We start from the raw sequence: 16,497 nt of genomic DNA, 5'->3' as shown, positions 1-16,497 counted from the left end.
AATGCTGTCCTGTTCAATAGCGTCAGACTGACAGTATCAGCCCGCGCCAGCGACGCAAATCATGCAATCGCTAGGCCGACGCAAAGTGCCAGCGCCACGGCCCAGGCCAGCCAGAGCACGCGGATCGCCGCGTCGATATCGCTGGCCATCAGCGGGCGTCGGCCATCCGTGTTCACCCAGGGAAAATCGCGCGGTTTGCCATCATAAGCGCGCGGACCTGCCAATGCCACGCCAAGCGCGCGGGCCATCGCGGCCTCGGGCCAGCCGGCATTAGGCGAACGGTGCAGCCGCGCATCGCGCCGTATCGCGGGCAGGGTGCGCAAAAGGCCGGTGGGCAGGGCGATCAGCAAGGCGGTCAGCCGCGCGGGGACCAGGTTCAGCAGGTCATCGAACCGCGCGGCCGCCCACCCGAACCGTTCATGTCGCGGCGTGCGATAACCCACCATGCTGTCGGCGGTACTGGTGATCTTGTAGATCAAGAGCCCGGGCAAGCCCCCGACGGCGAACCAGAATGCCGGGGCGATCACCCCGTCGGAAAGGTTTTCCGCCGCGCTTTCGATGGCCGATCGGGCCACGGCGCTTTCATCCATCGTGGCGGTGTCGCGGCTGACGATCATGGCAACGGCGGCGCGCCCTTGCAGCAGGCCCGCGCGCAGGCCGGAAGCCACGGCGGCGACGTGTTGCACAAGAGATCTTTGTGCCAGCAGGATGGCCGTCACGATTACCTCGACCACTGGGCCAAGCGCGGCCAGCGCGCTGCCCAGCAGTGCCGCGCCCGCAACCAGCAGCGCCAAGGCGGCGACACCTTTCAGGCGCCGCGCGTTACCCCGGTTCAGCCGCGCGTCGCACCAACCCACGGCGCGGCCCATCAACACGGCCGGATGCGGCAGGCGCGACCAGAGCCAGCGGGGCTCGCCCAGCAGGGCGTCGAGGATCAGGGCCAATGTCAGGGTCATGGACGTTGTGTGACGCTCGCCTGCGGCATCGCCCCACCCAACAACGTCCCGAGGGCGTGCTCCAGTTGCGCCCAGCGGTCGGGGCAGGGCAGGCCGAGGCGGATGAACGTGCCAGACCAGGGAAATATGCGGCTCCAGACGTGGTGATGGCCGAGATGGGCCTGCCATAGGGCGGCGTCGGGCACCTCGTAGAGGCGAAAGAGCGATGTTCCGCCGTGCAACCGCGCCCCCGCCCGCAGCATCAGCGTATCAAGGTATGCGGCGTCCGCGTTCAGGCGCGCACGGGTGCCGGATGCCCAGCCGGAGTCGTCGAGTGCCGCCGTCCCGATTGCCAGTGCCGGGCCAGACACGGGCCAGGGGCCCAGCCACTCGGCCAGTTGTTCGATGGTTTCGGGCCGCGCGATGGCAAATCCCAGCCGCAGCCCCGCCAGCCCCCAGAACTTGCCAAAGCTTTTCAGAACCACGCGCCCGGGCCGTGCGGCCTGCGCCACGAGCGAGCGGTCGGGGGCCACGTCGGCAAAGCTTTCGTCGATGATGGCCAGCGGTGCGGTCAGGCAGTCGGGGTCGTGCCATTGCCCGGTGGGGTTGTTGGGGTGAACGATCACCTGCGCATCGGCCCCTGCCGTGCTGTCGGCCAGTTGCCAGCCCTGCGCGAGAAAGGCGGCGGCATGTTCGTTATAGGTGGGGTGCGGAACATGCACACGGCCCGGCATCGCCAGCCGGGGCAATTGCGCGATCAGCGCCGAGGCGCCGGGCGCCGCCAGAACCTGTGCGCCCGCCGGCACGTGCCAGTGTTTTTTGGCGGCGTCGCGCAGGCGCTGCTGGGCGGCTTGATCGGGCAGGGCCGTCCAGGCGTCGGCGGGAAGAACTGGCAGAGGGTAGGGCACCGGGTTTATGCCCGTCGACAGGTCCAGCCAATCGGCCCGCGCGCCGCCAAAGCGTGTGATGGCGGCGTCGAGGCCGCCACCATGATCGCGCGGGGTTTTCTGGTCATGGGTCATGGGCTTGCGTCATGATGGGCTTTTCCCCATGAAACGTAGAGCCTAGGGAATCACAAGAGCTTATCCGCGCCCATGTGGTTCATCATAGTCCAGTTCGGGCCCGATCGGGATGATCCGATACGGGTTAATCGTGTCGTGGCTATAGTGATAATGGCGCGTGATATGGTCGAAATGCACTGTCTCGGCCACGCCGGGCCATTGGTACAACTCGCGCGTATAGGCCCAGAGGTTGGGATAGTCGACCAGGCGGCGGCGGTTGCATTTGAAGTGCCCGTGATAGACCGGATCGAACCGGATCAGCGTCGTGAACAGGCGCCAGTCGGCCTCGGTCAGGCGGTCGCCCATCAGGTAGCGGTTTTCCGACAGGCGGGTTTCAAGCCAGTCCAGGCTGTCGAACAGGGCGCTCACCGCCTCGTCATAGGCGTGTTGGCTGGTTGCGAAACCGGATTTGTAGACGCCGTTGTTGACGGTGTCGTAAATACGCTCGTTGACTGGTTCGATCGCCTCGTGCAGATCGGCGGGCCAGTAGTCGTCGGTATTGCCGGTCAACCCGTCGAAGGCCGAATTGAACATGCGGATGATCTCGGCCGATTCGTTCGAGACGATGGTTTCGCGCTCTTTGTCCCACAGGACGGGCACGGTCACGCGGCCCGAGATTTCCGGGTTCGCACGCAAGTAAATGTCGCGCATGAACGGCAGGTCGAACAGCCGGTCGCCGGTGGCGCCGTCGAACCCGGTGTCGAACGTCCAGCCATCCGACAACATGTCGGGGTGCACCACCGAAACGTCGATCATGTCTTCCAAGCCCTTGAGCTTGCGAAAGATCAGCGTGCGGTGTGCCCAAGGGCAGGCGTAGGATACGTAAAGATGATAGCGCCCGGCCTCGGCCTTGAAGCCGCCCTCACCCGAGGGGCCGGCACTGCCATCCGGGGTGATCCAGTTGCGGAAACCGGCGGTCGAACGTACGAATTTGCCCCCGGTTTTCGAGGTGTCGTACCATGTGTCGTGCCATTCGCCATTGACCAACTGGCCCATTGCGGCCTCCTTTGCTTGTTCCTTTGCAAGTTAGGCGCTGGCGGCGCGCACGCAAACCGGGATAGGCGCGCACCCAGGCTGCGTGCGTGCACAAAGGGGGCGGAATGTTCGATAGTTTCGTGATGGTGGATTGGTCGGCCGCGGGCGCGCCTCGCACCGGGGCAGATAGCATCTGGCTGGCGGTGCTGCGCGATGGCGGGCTGAACCAGCACAACCCGCCCACGCGGGCCGAGGCCGAGGATGCGCTGCGGCACCTTTTGCTGGATGAGCAAGCTGCAGGCCGGCGGGTGCTTGCGGGGTTCGATTTCGCCTTTGGTTATCCGCCGGGCTTGTCGGCGCGACTGGGGGCGGCTGGGTGGCGGTCGGTCTGGTCGGCGCTGGCTGCGCGAATCGTGGACGGAGCGAAGAACGCCAACAACCGATTCGACGTGGGTGGCGCACTGAACGCGCTGTTCGATGCGCCGGGGCCGTTCTGGGGCAACGGGTTGCAACGCGATATCCCCGGCCTGCCCCGCAAGAAGCCGGGTGGCTGGGGAACCGCGTTGCCGGAGAACCGCCGTATCTGCGATGCGCTGGCACCCGGCGCGCAGGAGGTATGGAAACTTTCCGGCGCAGGGTCGGTCGGCGGGCAGGCCCTGACGGGCATCGCCATGCTGGAGCGTTTGCGGCACGCCACCGGCGCGGCGGTCTGGCCCTTCGAATGGCCCGGCACTTCAGGCATCGTGCTGGCCGAGGTGTTCCCCTCGCTCTGGCCGCTAACCGTGCCGGTCGGGCAAATACGCGATGCCGAGCAGGTGCGCCAGACCGCCGAAAGGTTGGCTGCGTGGGATGGGACGGGGCACCTGCTCGCCGCGCTGGAGGTGCCCTTGGCGCAGCCGGCACGCGTATGCCAAGACGAGGGGTGGATACTTGGGGTGAGCCCGACCTGAAGGCATTTTTGTTTTTGTCATTTACTTGACGTGAAGCTTTGGCAGGTCATGCTAGGTGACTGGTAGCAGGGGATTCTCATGTCGACATTTTTGCCCAAGGACGTTCAGGCCGGGTTGGACGCCGCGCGCCGGCAGGCTGCACGCAAACGCAACCGGCTACGGGTCGAGGTGGATGGCACGCGCCATCCGGTGCTGCGGACGTGGGATAACGGCTTTTCCGTCGATCCGGAGCAAGTGCCCCTGCTGCGCGGTCTGGTGGATCTTTACGATGGGGCAGTGCATTTGCGCCGCTGCCTGATCGTCGCCGCGGCCGAAGAGGACGGTGAAACCCGATACGATTACAAGCGCATGACCGAAATCAGCACCGAGCAGCCATTGGATTTCGCCCGGGCCGAAAACGCGCCGGTTGCATTGCTGGCCCACGACACGCCCGAGTGATTTGGGTGGCGAAGCGGCCGCTTGGCCGCTTCTTGCGTGGTTTTCGCTGCGCACACCCGGGCAAGCAGGTGGCGCATATCTGGGGGATTCGACAGCTTTTATTGCAAGTCGGCAAAGGCTTTTTGCAGCCGCTCCACCGCCTGTTCAATCAACGGCCGCGGCGTCGCCAGGTTGAACCTAAGGAAACTGTTTCCGCCCGAACCGAAGTCGGTGCCGTAATTCACTGCGATACGCGCGTCACGCTCGACTCGGGCGGTGAAATCTTCGCGGCTCATGCCGGTGTCCGCGAAATCGACCCAGGCCAGGTAGGTCGCCTCGAGGGGCATGGATTTCACCCCCGGAATCTTTGCCACGCCCGCGTCGAACAGTTTGCGGTTGCCATCGAGATAAGCCACCAGGTCATCGACCCATGCCGCGCCCTCGGGGGAATAGGCGGCCTCGGCCATGAACAGCCCGAACGAGTTGGGCGACAGGCCCAGCCCCATCATCCGCGCGTGGAATTTCTCGCGCAGTTTTTCGTCGGGGATGATCACGTTGCCAGAATGGCTGCCGGCGATGTTGAAGGTCTTGGTGGTGGCCGACATCATGAGCAGCCGATCCTCGATTCCGTCGATCAGGGCCATGGGCGTGTGTTTCTGGCCGGGGAACACGAGATCATGGTGTATTTCGTCTGATACCAGGATCAGGTCGTGCCGGCGGCAGAAATCGGCGACGCCCTCCAGTTCGGCCTGCGTCCAGACCCGGCCGCCCGGGTTGTGGGGCGAGCACAGGATGAACATGCGCGCCGACCCGTCCATCTGGGCGTCCCAGGCCTCGAAATCCATTTCATAACGGCCGTCGTTGTTCACGAGGTCACATTCGATGACGCGGCGGTTGTTGGCTTTGATGACCTTTGCGAATGCATGGTAGACAGGCGTTGTCAGCACCACGCCGTCACCCGGTTGGGTAAAGGTGTCGACGCACATCGCGGTGCCGTTCACCAGGCCGTGGGTGGTAAAGATCCATTCGGGCTGAACCTGCCACCCGTGGCGGTTTTCCATCCACCAGCAGATGGCCGCGCGGTACGACGCGTCATCGCCGTAATACCCGTAGATGCCGTGATCGCGCATTTTCTGCACCGCGTTCTGGATGCAATCGGGCGCGCGAAAATCCATATCGGCCACCCACATGGGAATACCATCCTCGGCCGGTACGCCGAAAATCTTTTCCATCATGTCCCATTTCACAGAATGGGTGCCGTGTCGGTCGATGATGTCGTCAAAGCTCATCCCTGTCTCCCTGGTCGCGTTTGTGCAAAGACTAGCCACCGGCGCGGCAAAGCGGTAGGGCGCCCGGTGTGATAGGCTGTATTTCCGACATTTGGCGCAAAAATGGAAGCAAGTTCCACGTAATATTCCCGAAATGGGAGAATGTTCCATAAAGCGCCGCCAAGACAGGGTGTTGTTTTTGTGACCCTTCTGCCTTCACACTTGCGGCGAAACCATTGGCCCATTGCGCCCTGCGCCGGGCTGCCCTAAATCCCAGCCCATGAAACGGCCCATTCTCATACACCCCGACCCGCGGCTGAAAAAGGTCTGCGCGCCCGTGCCCGACCTGTCGGACGACCTGCGCATGCTGGCCGATGACATGCTGGAAACCATGTACGATGCGCCGGGAATCGGCCTGGCTGCGCCGCAAGTGGGTGTGCTTGAGCGTCTGATCGTGCTCGATTGCGTCAAGGACGAGGGCGCGACGCCGCGCCCGCTGGTTATGTTCAACCCCGAGGTCGTGGCCGCCTCGGACGATCTGAACGTCTATGAAGAGGGCTGCCTGTCGATCCCCGATCAATATGCCGACGTGACCCGCCCCGCCGAGGTGACGGTGCGCTGGATCGACCGTAACGGCAACGAGCAGCAGGAAGATTTCGCCGAACTGTGGGCGACCTGCGTCCAGCACGAGATCGACCACCTGAACGGCAAGCTTTTCATTGACCATCTAAAGCCGCTCAAGCGGCAGATGATCACGCGCAAGATGCAAAAGCTCAAGCGCGAGCAGGCCAGGGCGTGAGCGTTCTGCCCATCCTGCGCTGGCCCGATCCACGCCTGTCGCGGCCCTGCGATCCGGTCGCACCGGACGAGGCGCTTGAAGAACTGGTGACGGACATGTTCGAAACCATGTACGCGGCCCCGGGCCGAGGGCTGGCTGCGCCGCAAATTGGCGTCATGAAGCGGTTGTTCGTAATGGATTGCGGTTGGAAAGAGGGCGACATGACGCCCGAGCTTTGCATAAACCCCGAAATCATCGACAGCGCCGAGACCGAAAGCACGGGCGACGAGGGCTGCTTGTCGATTCCCGGTGTGGTTACCCCCGTTGTGCGGCCCGATTGGGTGGTGATGCGCTGGACCGACCTGGCCGGCGCCGTTCAGGAACGGCGGCTGGACGGGTTCGAGGCGCGCTGCGCCCAGCACGAGTTCGACCACCTGGAAGGGCGCGTGACGTTCGACCGGCTGGCGCCCGATCTGCGCGCCGCGCTGGAAGCCGATTACGCGGGCCAGCCATGACCGTTCGCCGTTGCATCCCTTGGCCTGACAAGCGCCTACGCATGCCGGCCGCCCCTGTTGACGACATCACCGATGAGATGCGCGCGACCTGGGACGACATGATCGACACGATGGAGGCGATGCCGGGCGTGGGCCTGGCGGCCCCGCAGATCGGGATCGGGCTGCGGCTGGTGGTGGTCGATGCCAGCGCCGAACGCGGCCAGCCCGTGCGCATGGCAAACCCCGAGATCCTGCATGCGAGCGTGCAACTTCGCGATCATGAAGAGGCCAGCCCGAACCTGCCGGGGGTGTCCGCGAAAATCAGCCGCCCGCGCGCGGTGACGGTGGCCTTTCTGAACGCAGAAGGCGCGCCCGACCAGCGGGATTTCGTCGGGCTTTGGGCCACCAGCGTGCAGCACCAGATCGATCACCTGGACGGGCGGATGTATTTTGACCGGCTGAGCAAGGTGAAACGCGACATGTTGCTGAGAAAGGCCAGGAAAGGCGGGCGATGACCTGGCTGGTTGCATGCGGGAGCGAGGGGCCAGCCCCTCGCGCTCCCCGGGGTATTTTGGGCAAGAGGAAGCGGATATGCGCTTGATTTTCATGGGAACGCCCGAGTTCTCGGTGCCGGTGCTCGAGGCACTGGTGACGGCCGGGCACGAGGTGGCGGCCGTCTATTGCCAGCCGCCGCGCCCCGCCGGTCGCGGCAAGAAGGATCGCCCGGCTCCTGTCCATGCCCGCGCGATGGACCTGGGGTTGGACGTGCGCCACCCCACCAGCCTGAAAGATGCCGATCAACAGGCGGCGTTCGCCGCGCTTGAGGCGGATGTGGCGGTGGTGGTGGCCTATGGGCTGATCCTGCCGCAGGCGGTGTTGGAGGCGCCCGCGCATGGCTGCCTGAACATTCATGCCAGCCTGTTGCCGCGCTGGCGCGGGGCGGCCCCAATTCACCGTGCGATCATGGCGGGCGATCACGAGACTGGTATTTGCATCATGCAGATGGAAGCCGGCCTGGATACCGGGCCCGTCTTGTTGCGCGAGGCCACCGAGATCGGGGGGGAAGAGACCACCGGCCAGTTGCATGACCGGCTGAGCGCGATGGGCGCGCGGCTTATCGTCGAGGCGCTGGCGCGGCTGGACGACTTGCAGCCCGAGCCGCAGCCCGCCAAGGGCGTGACCTATGCCGCCAAGATAGACAAGGCCGAGGCCGTGATCGACTGGACCCGTCCCGCCGTCGAGGTCGATCGCCAGATACGCGGCCTGTCGCCCTTTCCCGGGGCCTGGACGCTGATCGAGGGTGAGCGGGTGAAACTGCTTGCGAGCCGGCTGGCCGACGGGCAGGGTAGCGCGGGCGAGACGCTTGATGACGGGCTGCGCGTGGCCTGCGGCGACGGCGCGGTGCAGATCACGCGGGTGCAACGCGCGGGGCGCGCGGCGCAGGACGTGGCCGAGGCGCTGCGCGGCAGGGCGGTGCCGAAGGGCACCCGGTTGGGAGAGTGACGGCATGTTTCCGACGCTGATGGGCACGGTGGTGATCGCGGGGATCGTGGGTTACGCTGCGGAAAAGACCGGGTTTACCCATAACGGATACCTGCAATCCATCATCATTTGCGTGGGTGGCGCGTTCCTGTTCTATTTCGTACGCATCATGTTCGGGCTGAAATTCGGCAGCGCGGGGTTCGATGCGATCCTGTCGTCTATCGGGGCGCTGATCATCGTGCCGACCCATTGGCGGAAATAGGAGAGCGCATGAATGTTGTCTTGCTGATCATCATCGGGGCGGCGGCCGGGTTCCTGGCGACACGGCTGATGCGACTTGAGACGGATATCATCACAACCGTCGCCATCGGCGTGGCGGGTGCGATTGTCGGCGGGCTTGTCCTGCAGGTGTTACTTACGGTGATGGGCGCCTTTGCCGGGCTGATCGGGGCGGTTCTGGGCGCCATGGTGCTGATCTGGCTTTGGCAGACCTACGTCCAAAAGCGAAAGTGATCAGCCTCCGGGGCTGAGTGTCAGCGTCACTGGCTTGCCAACCCATCCATCAACGGAACAGCGCGCGCGTATCTGCACTTCTCGCAGGCCATCGGGCAGCATCACGTTGGACAGCGACCGCGTGAAGGGCTGCTCTTTCACGTGCGGGTGGTGCAATACGCGTATCGCCAGGCGGGTGCCATCGGGTGTCAGAACCTCCCACCCGTCGGCGAAATGGTCCCAGCCGGAATCGGGATGCGAAAGTGTTACGTCAAATCGCCACCCCATGCCGCTTCGGGCGGCTTCAGCCCGCTCGATCACCGGCCCTTCGGCGCGGGCAGGGGACATCAGGCATAGAAGAATCACGCAGGAGAGACCGAGATGTTTCATGGTCTCGTTCATAACAGCCCGGCCCGTCACATTGCCATCACGTTGGCGTGTCGGTTTCGGCGGCATCGCGCAGCAACACCGCACGCGATTGTGAGGCGAATTCGCGCCGCCACAGAACGCCCAGCGTGATGGCCGTGGCCGCCAGCAGCGGGATCGCGCCCAGCATCCAGGCCGTGGCGCCAAAGGCGAAATAGACCGATCGCAGCCCGCGGTTGAACCCGCGCACCGCGGTAATGTTGATCTCGGCCGCCTGTGCCGCGCGGGGCAAGGCGGCCGGATCTTCGGGGTCGTTCGGGACCGACCCCATCAACACCAGGCAATAGCCGAACAGACGGTGCGACCAGACGAATTTCAGAAAGGCATTGGCCAGGAAAAACACCGCCAGCAACAGCTTCATCTCCCACACGATCCGGGGGTCGGCGCCAAGCGTCAGGTCATGGGCGATGCCCTGCAACCGATCTGCATTGCCGATCAGTGCCATCGCACCGCCGATGGCGATCATCGTGGCCGAGGCGAAGAACGAAGTGCCATGCCGCAGCGTTCCAAGCGCTTGCGCATCGAAGATACGCGGCTGTCGCGTGACCATCACGCGCATCCATTCGCGCCTGTACCGCGCCATCAGCCGCGAAACCGAGGGGCGGCTGGCCGGCGGGTTCTCGATCAGCCAACCGATCCCGGCCCATGCCAGCAGAATCCCGGCCACCGCCGCGAAATCGAGCGGGGTAAACAGGCGCAAAAGGTCAAGCGTGTCGCGCATGGGCAAGCCGTGATTGAGAAACCTATCCCGATGTCCTGCCGCGTCATGCGTCGCCGCGCAAGTGTGCTGCCGCGTTGCTTGCGCGAATCCTGCGATTGGTCTAAAAATCTGACCAATTATGGCGTCGGAGGACACGCGATGGATATGCCAGCCCCCAACCCCGCGATCATGGGTCTGAAAGACAGGCTGGTGGCGCGCTTGCTGGCGGTTCTGCCGACCGATGCCGTGATACATGACGAGGCCGAGACACGCGCCTATGAATGTGATGCGCTGACGGCCTACAAGTGCCCGCCGCTGGCCGCGGTTCTGCCGGCCACCACCGAAGACGTGTCGGAGGTGCTGCGTATCTGCCACGAAATGGGCGTGCCTGTGGTGCCGCGCGGATCGGGCACATCGCTGGCCGGGGGGGCGCTGCCCACCGCCGACAGCGTGATCCTGGGCGTGGCACGGATGACCGACGTGCTGGAAACCGACTATGTCAACCGCGTTATCCGGGTGCAGACCGGGCGCACCAACCTGAGCGTGACCGGCGCGGTCGAAGAGGATGGCTTTTTCTACGCGCCCGACCCGTCCAGCCAGCTTGCCTGTGCCATCGCGGGCAATATCGCGATGAACTCGGGCGGGGCGCATTGCCTGAAATACGGGGTGACGACGAACAACCTGCTGGGTGTCACCATGGTGACGATGGATGGGACCGTGGTGGAGATCGGCGGCGCGCATATGGATGCCGGCGGGCTTGACCTGCTGGGCCTTGTCTGCGGCTCAGAAGGGCAACTGGGTGTCGTGACCGAGGCGACATTGCGCATCCTGCCAAAGCCCGAGGGCGCGCGCCCGGTTCTGATGGGGTATGACAGCAACGAGGTGGCGGGCCAGGTCGTCAGCGACATCATCAAGGCAGGCGTGTTGCCCGTGGCGATCGAGTTCATGGATCGCCCTTGCATCCGCGCGACCGAGGCCTTCGCCAAGGCGGGGTACCCCGATTGCGAGGCGTTGCTGATCGTCGAGGTCGAAGGCTCGGATGCGGAAATCGACGAGCAGCTTGGCCTGATCACGCAGATCGCGCGAAAGCACAACCCTGTCGAACTGCGCGAAAGCACCAGCGCCGAGGAAAGCGCCCGTATCTGGCTCGGCCGGAAATCCGCGTTCGGCGCGATGGGGCAGATCAACGATTACATGTGCCTGGACGGCACGATCCCGGTCAGCCAGTTGCCTTACGTGTTACGCCGCATCGGCGAGATGTCGAAAGATTACGGGCTGGACGTGGGCAACGTGTTCCACGCGGGCGACGGCAACATGCATCCGCTGATCCTGTTCGATGCGAACAAGCCGGGCGACCTGGAGCGCTGCGAGGCGTTCGGCGCCGACATCCTGCGCCTGTGCGTCGAGGTGGGCGGCTGCCTGACCGGAGAACATGGCGTGGGCATCGAAAAGCGCGATCTGATGGTCGATCAGTTCGCGCCACACGACCTGGACATCCAGATGGCGGTGAAGGATGTGTTCGACCCGAAATGGCTGCTGAACCCGGCCAAGGTGTTCCCGCTGGCCGCCTCGGCCGCGCGCCGCGCCGCCTGACGCGGGCTGCCTGCCCCTGTGCCTGCTCTCCAATCCCCTTTTGAGGTTTCTCCTGCGAAAATGAAGATGATGACACCGAATACCGAGGCCGACCTGGCCCAGATCATTGCCTCGGCACAGGGCCCGTTGCACCTGTTCGGTGGCGGCACCCGGCCCATTGGCGCGCCGGCTGCGGGTGAGGCGCTTAGCTTGTCGGCCCTGTCGGGCATCGTTGCATATGAACCTGGCGCGCTGACCATGGTGGCGCGCGCAGGCACGCCGGTGGCCGAGATCGAGGCGGCGCTGGCCGCCGAAGGCCAGCGTCTGGCCTTTGAGCCGATGGATCACCGCGGGCTACTGGGCACGGCCGGCACACCAACCATCGGCGGCGTGGTGGCCGCGAATGTCAGCGGCCCGCGCCGCGTGGCCGTCGGGGCGTGCCGTGACTTTCTGCTGGGCGTGCGGTTTGTCGATGGGACGGGTCGGGTGCTCAAGAATGGTGGCCGGGTGATGAAGAACGTCACGGGCTATGACCTCGTCAAGCTGCTTGCGGGCAGTTACGGCACTCTTGGCGTGTTGAGCGAGCTGAGCCTGAAAGTATTGCCCGCCCCCGAAACCGTGACAACGCTGACCCTGCATGGCGTCGATGCGTCGGGCGCGTTGGAGGCGATGACGCGCGCCATCACCAGCCCGTTCGAGGTGTCGGGCGCGGCCTACCTGCCCGGTGATGCCCCCCGTGCGCTTCTGCGGATCGAAGGATTCGCCGGGTCGGTCGGGTATCGCGTGGAGCGTTTGAAAACCCTGCTGGCCGATCTGGGCGAGATTACCCAGACCGACACGCCTGAACAAAGCGCCGCGATCTGGCAGGCGGTCCGCGATGTCGATACGCTGGCCGATTGCCCGACGGTTTGGCGCGTGTCGATGACGCCCGGTGCCATGGTCAAGGGGTTGCTGCCCGCGCTGGGGGACGATCCGGGCCCTTACCAGTTGGACTGGGCAGGGGGGCTTTGCTGGCTTGGCGGCGATGCCGGCGCGGCAGACATGCACGCGCGCTTGCAGGCGCTGGTGGCCGATCGCGCGGTGAACGGTGGCGGGGGCGGGCATGCCACGCTGGTCAAGGGCGACGCAGCCCTGCGCGCGGCGGTGCCCGTCTTCCAGCCCGAGCCCGCGCCGGTTGCAGCGCTGACGCGTGGCCTGCGCGAAAAATTCGATCCGAAAGGCATTTTGAATCCGGGGCTGATGGGCTGATGCAGACGACGTTTACCGAAGACCAGTTGAAAGACCCGGGCACCGCGCGGGCAAACGAGATTCTGCGGGCCTGCGTGCATTGCGGGTTCTGCACGGCAACCTGCCCGACCTACCAGGTTCTGGGCGACGAGCTCGACAGCCCCCGCGGGCGCATCTACCTGATCAAGGACATGCTTGAGAACGAGCGGGTGCCGGACGAAAAAACCGTCAAGCATATCGACCGCTGCCTGTCATGCCTTGCCTGCATGACGACATGCCCCAGCGGCGTCCACTACATGCACTTGGTCGATCACGCCCGGGACTATATCGAAAAGCATTACGACCGGCCCTGGCACGACCGGGCGTTGCGCTGGGCGCTGGCGCGGATTCTGCCCTACCCCATGCGGTTCCGGATGGCGCTACTGCTGGCCCGGATCGGCAAACCCCTTGCGCCGCTCATTCCCGATGCGCGGCTGCGCGCGATGCTGGCAATGGCGCCGAAACATGTTCCGCCAGTCAGCCGCAACGACGACCCGCAAAGTTTCGCGCCACGGACGGAAAAGAAGATGCGCGTGGCGCTGATGACGGGCTGCGCGCAGAAGGCGCTGAACACCGATATCAACGACGCCACGATCCGCCTGCTGACGCGGCTGGGCTGCGAGGTGGTGGTGGCCGAGGGGGCGGGCTGCTGCGGTGCGCTGACCCACCACATGGGCAAAACGCAGGAAAGCCATGCTTCGGCGGCAGCGAATATCGGCGCATGGACGGCGGAACTGGATGGCCAGGGCCTGGATGCCATCGTGATAAACACCAGCGGCTGCGGAACCACCGTCAAGGATTACGGCCATATGTTCAGGGGCGGCCCGCTGGCCGATGATGCGGCCCGCGTCAGCGCCATCGCGATGGACGTGTCGGAGCTTCTGATGAAGCTCGACCTGCCCGAGGGGCCGGCCTCGGACATGACGGTGGCCTATCACGCGGCCTGTTCGTTGCAGCACGGACAGCAGATCAAGACCTACCCCAAGGAGCTGTTGAAACGCGCCGGTTTTGCCGTGGTCGAGCCTGCCGACAGCCACCTGTGCTGTGGCAGTGCGGGCACCTACAACCTGATGCAGCCCGAAATCTCCGCCAAGCTGAAAGATCGCAAGATCCGCACGATCGAGGCCAAAAAGCCCGACGTGATCGCGGCTGGCAATATCGGGTGCATGATGCAGATCGGCAGTGGCACCAACCTGCCCATCGTGCACACCGTCGAATTGCTGGATTGGGCCACCGGCGGGCCCAAACCAACGGCCATGAAGGGCGAGGCCCCCGGCCCCGCGCCAGTGCCGGTTTTGCGCCAGAACGCCAAACTTTCGCCCTAAAACCCGCGTATCACCAGTGCCGACACTGACCGATAGGCGGGCCATGCTACGTTCACTCCTGTTTTGCACGATGATCTTGGGCCTCGCCCCACAGCCAGGGGCGGGCGACACCCCGCTTTTGCGGCTGGACACCGGCGACCAGGGGCGCGGATGGGAAGCGGTTGGCCGGCTCGAAATCGACGGGCACGGGTTTTGCACCGGCGCGATGATCGCCGATGACCTGGTCGTGACCGCCGCGCATTGCCTTTATGACAAGGCAAACGGTGAACGGGTCGATCCCGCGGGCATAGAATTCCGGGCCGGTTGGCGCAATGGCCGGGCCGAGGCGTATCGCACCATCAAGCGCGCCGTCGTGCACCCCGACTACGACTATGACGGCGAGGTCGCGACCGACCGGGTGCGCAACGACCTGGCGCTTTTGCTGCTGGGCCGCCCTATCCGCACCACCGCGGTCACGCCCTTTGCCACGGTGGCCGGGCGCGGCGCGGGCCAGGCGGTTGGCATCGTGTCATATGCGCATGACCGGGCCGATGCGCCGTCATTGCAGGAAATGTGCCATGTGATCGGCCACGAGGGCGGAGTGCTTGTTACCTCGTGCGATGTCGATTTCGGGTCCAGCGGCTCTCCGATCTTCAGCTTCGAGGGGGGCACCGCGCGGATCGTGTCGGTGGTGTCGGCCAAGGCCCTGATGAACGACCGTCCTGTTGCCCTTGGCACCGAACTGTCGCGCCCGCTTGCCGATTTGCAAAAGGCATTGGAAAATGACGCCGGGCATTTCCTGCGCGCGCGGCCCGGCGCGCTGAACGGCCCGCGCAAGACGCAGCCGGGCGGCGCGAAATTCGTCAGGCCATAAGATGGGCGCGGTACGCCATATCCTGTGCGCGGCGCTGGTGCTGGCCGCGGGTTGGGCCCAGGCACAATCGACCGGGCTTGACCGGCTGTCCCAGCGCGGCGAAGTGCTGGGATGGGAGGCCGTGGGCCGCGTCGACTTGGGCGCGGGCATGTGCACCGGCGTTCTGATCTCGCCTGACCTTGTTCTGACAGCCGCGCATTGCGTCTTTGACCGCGCAACCGGGGCGGTGCTCGACCCGGGCATGATAACCTTTCGTGCCGGGTTTCGCGACGGTGTGTCGGTGGCGCAATCCGGTGTTCTGCGCGTTGTGGCGCATAACGGGTTCGATCCGAATGGCGCCGACAAGATGCGCAATATCCGCTTTGACGCGGCATTGCTGCAATTGTCGCGCACGATACCCGCCATGACGGCGGCGCCGTTTGCAATTCACGACGGCGGGGTGCGCGGGGGCACGGTCAGCGTCGTGTCCTATGGCCGGGACCGTGCAGACGCGCCTTCGTGGCAGCGCGCCTGCACACTGCTGCAACGGGCACAGGGGGTCATGGCCTTTGATTGCGACGTGACATTCGGTTCATCGGGGGCGCCGGTTTTCGTGAAAGAGGGCAACCGGGCGCGTATCCTGTCGCTCGTTTCGGCCGGAGTGGTCGAAGGCGCGGAAAAACGATCCTTCGGCATGGAGCTGGGGCCGGTCGTGGCCGATCTCAAGCAACAGTTGCGCAGCTTGCCCAGCCGCAGCCTGACCGGCACGACCAGCGATGGCGCGCGCCGGATAACCGTCGGCGCCGGGCGCGGCGGAACGGGGGCGAAATTCGTTCGGCCGGGCGGCTAGGCCGGTGCGCGCCGGGTCTTGAAACCCTGCACCCGCTTTCCCACATCAGGCATGTCCGGGTCGCCGTCAACGGGGCCCGGCATCAACGGGCCTGTCCCTCGGGAAGGCCAGCACTGATCGGTATCGCTCAGAAGGAGGATAACCCAATGCGAAGTTTTGATCTTGCACCGCTTTATCGTGCGACTGTCGGGTTCGACCAGATCGCAGACATGATGGACCGCGTCTTTGCCAACGACGTGAGCCAATCCAGTTACCCACCCTACAATATCGAAAAGACCGACGAAAACGCCTATCGCATCTCGATCGCGGTGGCCGGCTTTGCCGCCGACGACCTGGGCGTTGAAGTCAAGGAAAACGCGCTGATCGTCACCGCCCGCAAGGCCGAGGACGAGACCGAGCGCACCTACCTTCACCGGGGCATCGCCACCCGCGCGTTCGAGCGCCGGTTCCACCTGGCCGACCACGTGCGCGTGACAGGTGCCACCCATGCTGACGGTATGCTGCATATCGAGCTTGAGCGCGAAATTCCCGAGGCGCTGAAACCGCGGCGTATCGCGATTGCCAGCGCCGATGGCACCGCGCAACAGCACAACATGCTGGATGCCGAAACCGTCAACTGATCATCCTCGCGTCCCTACAGGGATGATCATGAACGCCCCGGCAGCCCGTGCCGG

The 16,497-nt window shown here is 64.9% G+C and carries 20 protein-coding genes; 14 read left to right on the top strand and 6 right to left on the bottom strand.

Features of this window, described 5'->3' with window-relative positions; genetic code table 11:
* Positions 1 to 59: 59 nt before the first annotated feature.
* Genes cbiB through M8744_RS13065 form a run of 3 tightly spaced genes read right to left on the bottom strand, consistent with a single transcriptional unit; the run spans position 60 to position 2,992 of the window.
* The gene (gene cbiB / locus M8744_RS13075; RefSeq protein WP_251418440.1) at positions 60 to 956 is read right to left on the bottom strand and encodes an adenosylcobinamide-phosphate synthase CbiB; all 897 of its coding nucleotides are present in this window, start codon (positions 954 to 956) and stop codon (positions 60 to 62) included.
* Positions 953 to 1,957, bottom strand: a complete 1,005-nt coding sequence (gene cobD / locus M8744_RS13070; RefSeq protein ID WP_251418432.1) for a threonine-phosphate decarboxylase CobD — start codon at positions 1,955 to 1,957, stop codon at positions 953 to 955. Before cobD ends, cbiB begins: the two co-directional genes overlap by 4 nt.
* Positions 1,958 to 2,017: 60 nt before the next feature.
* Positions 2,018 to 2,992: a glutathione S-transferase family protein gene (locus M8744_RS13065; protein WP_251418423.1), complete on the bottom strand. Its 975-nt coding sequence runs from the start codon at positions 2,990 to 2,992 to the stop codon at positions 2,018 to 2,020.
* A gap of 104 nt (positions 2,993 to 3,096) precedes the next feature.
* On the opposite strand from M8744_RS13065, the gene M8744_RS13060 reads away from it, so the two are divergent.
* Together M8744_RS13060 and M8744_RS13055 are read left to right on the top strand one after the other, a co-directional pair.
* Positions 3,097 to 3,921 carry a molybdopterin guanine dinucleotide synthesis gene (locus tag M8744_RS13060; protein ID WP_251418421.1) on the top strand — a complete coding sequence of 275 codons (825 nt, stop codon included), beginning with the start codon at positions 3,097 to 3,099 and terminating at the stop codon, positions 3,919 to 3,921.
* Between the two features lie 78 nt (positions 3,922 to 3,999).
* Positions 4,000 to 4,359, top strand: coding sequence for a hypothetical protein (locus M8744_RS13055; protein WP_251418419.1), 360 nt, complete (start codon positions 4,000 to 4,002; stop codon positions 4,357 to 4,359).
* Positions 4,360 to 4,457: 98 nt separating this feature from the next.
* Here M8744_RS13055 and M8744_RS13050 read toward each other — a convergent pair whose 3' ends face one another.
* Positions 4,458 to 5,627, bottom strand: a complete 1,170-nt coding sequence (locus tag M8744_RS13050; protein WP_251418417.1) for a MalY/PatB family protein — start codon at positions 5,625 to 5,627, stop codon at positions 4,458 to 4,460.
* A gap of 259 nt (positions 5,628 to 5,886) precedes the next feature.
* Between M8744_RS13050 and def (M8744_RS13045) the strand changes: the two genes are divergently transcribed.
* The 6 genes from def (M8744_RS13045) (at position 5,887) to M8744_RS13020 (ending at position 8,873) form a co-directional block, all read left to right on the top strand.
* Positions 5,887 to 6,405: a peptide deformylase gene (gene def / locus M8744_RS13045; RefSeq protein ID WP_251418415.1), complete on the top strand. Its 519-nt coding sequence runs from the start codon at positions 5,887 to 5,889 to the stop codon at positions 6,403 to 6,405.
* Positions 6,402 to 6,899: a peptide deformylase gene (gene def, locus M8744_RS13040; protein WP_251418405.1), complete on the top strand. Its 498-nt coding sequence runs from the start codon at positions 6,402 to 6,404 to the stop codon at positions 6,897 to 6,899. Before def (M8744_RS13045) ends, def (M8744_RS13040) begins: the two co-directional genes overlap by 4 nt.
* A complete protein-coding gene (gene def, locus M8744_RS13035) occupies positions 6,896 to 7,393 on the top strand; it encodes a peptide deformylase (protein ID WP_251418402.1) in 498 nt (165 codons plus the stop codon). The genes def (M8744_RS13040) and def (M8744_RS13035) overlap by 4 nt, the downstream gene beginning before the upstream one ends.
* Positions 7,394 to 7,469: 76 nt before the next feature.
* On the top strand, positions 7,470 to 8,381 hold the full coding sequence (gene fmt / locus M8744_RS13030; protein WP_251418400.1) for a methionyl-tRNA formyltransferase: 912 nt from the start codon (positions 7,470 to 7,472) through the stop codon (positions 8,379 to 8,381).
* A 4-nt stretch (positions 8,382 to 8,385) separates the two neighbouring features.
* Positions 8,386 to 8,622, top strand: coding sequence for a hypothetical protein (locus tag M8744_RS13025; RefSeq protein WP_251418398.1), 237 nt, complete (start codon positions 8,386 to 8,388; stop codon positions 8,620 to 8,622).
* Between the two features lie 8 nt (positions 8,623 to 8,630).
* Positions 8,631 to 8,873, top strand: coding sequence for a GlsB/YeaQ/YmgE family stress response membrane protein (locus M8744_RS13020; protein WP_251418396.1), 243 nt, complete (start codon positions 8,631 to 8,633; stop codon positions 8,871 to 8,873).
* Here M8744_RS13020 and M8744_RS13015 read toward each other — a convergent pair whose 3' ends face one another.
* Together M8744_RS13015 and M8744_RS13010 are read right to left on the bottom strand one after the other, a co-directional pair.
* Positions 8,874 to 9,200: a hypothetical protein gene (locus M8744_RS13015; protein WP_251418393.1), complete on the bottom strand. Its 327-nt coding sequence runs from the start codon at positions 9,198 to 9,200 to the stop codon at positions 8,874 to 8,876.
* 79 nt (positions 9,201 to 9,279) lie between these two features.
* Positions 9,280 to 9,999, bottom strand: a complete 720-nt coding sequence (locus tag M8744_RS13010) for a DUF599 domain-containing protein (RefSeq protein ID WP_251418391.1) — start codon at positions 9,997 to 9,999, stop codon at positions 9,280 to 9,282.
* A 138-nt stretch (positions 10,000 to 10,137) separates the two neighbouring features.
* Between M8744_RS13010 and M8744_RS13005 the strand changes: the two genes are divergently transcribed.
* From M8744_RS13005 to M8744_RS12980, 6 genes are all read left to right on the top strand, one after another.
* Entirely contained in the window at positions 10,138 to 11,571 is a 1,434-nt protein-coding gene (locus tag M8744_RS13005) for an FAD-linked oxidase C-terminal domain-containing protein (protein WP_251418389.1), read from the top strand.
* A 69-nt stretch (positions 11,572 to 11,640) separates the two neighbouring features.
* Entirely contained in the window at positions 11,641 to 12,798 is a 1,158-nt protein-coding gene (locus M8744_RS13000) for an FAD-binding protein (protein WP_251418674.1), read from the top strand.
* Positions 12,798 to 14,141: a glycolate oxidase subunit GlcF gene (gene glcF, locus M8744_RS12995; RefSeq protein WP_251418380.1), complete on the top strand. Its 1,344-nt coding sequence runs from the start codon at positions 12,798 to 12,800 to the stop codon at positions 14,139 to 14,141. Before M8744_RS13000 ends, glcF begins: the two co-directional genes overlap by 1 nt.
* 43 nt (positions 14,142 to 14,184) lie before the next feature.
* A complete protein-coding gene (locus tag M8744_RS12990) occupies positions 14,185 to 14,994 on the top strand; it encodes a trypsin-like serine peptidase (RefSeq protein ID WP_251418378.1) in 810 nt (269 codons plus the stop codon).
* A 1-nt stretch (position 14,995) separates the two neighbouring features.
* The gene (locus M8744_RS12985) at positions 14,996 to 15,823 is read left to right on the top strand and encodes a trypsin-like serine peptidase (RefSeq protein ID WP_251418369.1); all 828 of its coding nucleotides are present in this window, start codon (positions 14,996 to 14,998) and stop codon (positions 15,821 to 15,823) included.
* A 146-nt stretch (positions 15,824 to 15,969) separates the two neighbouring features.
* Positions 15,970 to 16,443, top strand: coding sequence for an Hsp20 family protein (locus M8744_RS12980; RefSeq protein ID WP_251418367.1), 474 nt, complete (start codon positions 15,970 to 15,972; stop codon positions 16,441 to 16,443).
* Positions 16,444 to 16,497: the final 54 nt, after the last annotated feature.

The organism is Lutimaribacter degradans (assembly GCF_023703375.1).
Lineage (GTDB): Bacteria > Pseudomonadota > Alphaproteobacteria > Rhodobacterales > Rhodobacteraceae > Lutimaribacter > Lutimaribacter degradans.
This window is presented reverse-complemented; position numbering and strand designations above follow the sequence as displayed.